The sequence below is a fragment of the Neobacillus cucumis genome (assembly GCF_002860255.1).
Classification (GTDB): Bacteria; Bacillota; Bacilli; order Bacillales; family Cytobacillaceae; genus Neobacillus; species Neobacillus cucumis_A.
In genome coordinates this window covers 1-1,659 of sequence record NZ_PGVE01000034.1, presented here as the reverse complement: position 1 = coordinate 1,659, position 1,659 = coordinate 1, and the positions used below count along the sequence as shown (strand labels likewise).

2 protein-coding genes are annotated in these 1,659 nt (G+C 41.6%); both read left to right on the top strand.

Going from position 1 to position 1,659, the window contains the following annotated elements; all coding sequences use genetic code 11:
• Nucleotides 1-453 (top strand): DNA-directed RNA polymerase subunit delta (gene rpoE, locus CVD27_RS07350; protein WP_101647252.1); only part of this gene is annotated, 453 nt, incomplete at its 5' end.
• Nucleotides 454-622: 169 nt separating this feature from the next.
• Nucleotides 623-1,659 (top strand): CTP synthase (locus tag CVD27_RS07345; RefSeq protein WP_142384081.1); only part of this gene is annotated, 1,037 nt, incomplete at its 3' end.

Sequence of the window (1,659 nt, the reverse complement as noted above, 5' to 3'; positions counted from 1 at the left end):
TTCCGTAAACTTACAGGTATAACCGAGAAAGAATTGAAAGCGAAAATGCTTCAATTTTATACAGACTTGAACATCGATGGCAGATTCCTTGCAATCCAGGACAACCGTTGGGGCTTACGCGAATGGTATCCAGTGGATCAGATCGAAGAAGAAACTGCACCTGTCGTAAAAGTGCGCAAGAAGAAAAAGAAGAAAAAAGATTATGACGAAGATGATATCGAAGATGATGATGATGACGAAGAAGAAATCTTCGATGAGGAATACGTAGAACTCGGCGAAGAAGATGATGTAGACGACGAGGATGAGGAAGAAGAGGAAGTAGTCGAAATCGATGAAGATTTAATCGATCCTGACGACGACCTGGAAGTTATTCCTGAAGTAGAACTCGATATCGATGAAGAAGATGAAGATGAAGAGGAAGAAGAAGAAGAAGAGTACGAGGAAGAGAAATAATTTCTTGACTTTTGGAGCCTGAAAATATAAGATTTGTATGGGCTCCTGAAAAGGACACATGAATTCGTGTATACGCGCTCCTTATTGTAGTTACGCTACAAACGGGGCGCTTTTTTGATTTTATATCGACCCTAATAGCTTGGAAAAAGAATAAATGGAGGCACTACACATGACAAAATATATTTTCATTACAGGCGGCGTCGTCTCTTCTTTAGGTAAAGGTATCAACGCGGCATCACTCGGACGTTTACTTAAGAACCGCGGTTTGAAAGTCACGAACCAAAAATTCGATCCATATATCAATATTGATCCACGCATGATGAGCCCGTACCAGCACGGGGAAGTTTTCGTAACGGAAGACGGAGCGGAAACGGATCTGGATATCGGTCACTACGAGCGTTTTATCGACATCGAATGTAACCGTTACTCCAACGTAACGATGGGGAAAGTGTATGATCTAGTATTGCGCAAAGAACGCGCTGGCGAATACAACGGAGCAACAGTTCAAGTAATCCCTCATATTACCAATGAAATTAAAGAATTGATCAAACGTGCAGGTCAAACATTGAACGCGGATGTCGTTATTACAGAAATTGGTGGAAGCGTAGGGGATATCGAATCATTGCCATACCTTGAAGCTATTCGCCAATTGAAAACGGACCTTGCGAAAGATGACGTCATGTACATTCATAACACGCTCATTCCATATTTGCATGCAGCTGGTGAAATGAAAACGAAGCCGACACAGCACAGTGTAAAGGAATTGCGTAGTCTAGGAATTCAGCCGAACATGATCGTTGTGCGAAGCGAGTATCCTGTACCACAAGAAATGAAAGACAAGATTGCTTTATTCTGTAACATCAAGCCAGAAGAAGTGATTGAAGCACTTGATGCAGAAACTCTATATGAAGTACCTCTTCGTTTGCATGAACAAAACATGGATCAGCTAGTTGTGGATTACTTGGGTCTTGAAACACCACAGCCTGAACTTTCGGAAGTGGAAGAACTAGTGAAGTTGGTTAAGTCACTAAAAGAAACAGTAACAATCGGTTTAGTTGGTAAGTATGTAGAATTACAAGATGCATACATTTCAGCGGTTGAAGCTATGCGTCACGCTGGATACGCGTTCGATGCAGATATCGATATTAAGTGGATCAACTCGGCAGATGTGACTTCTGAAAATGTAGCAGAACTTCTTTGTGACGT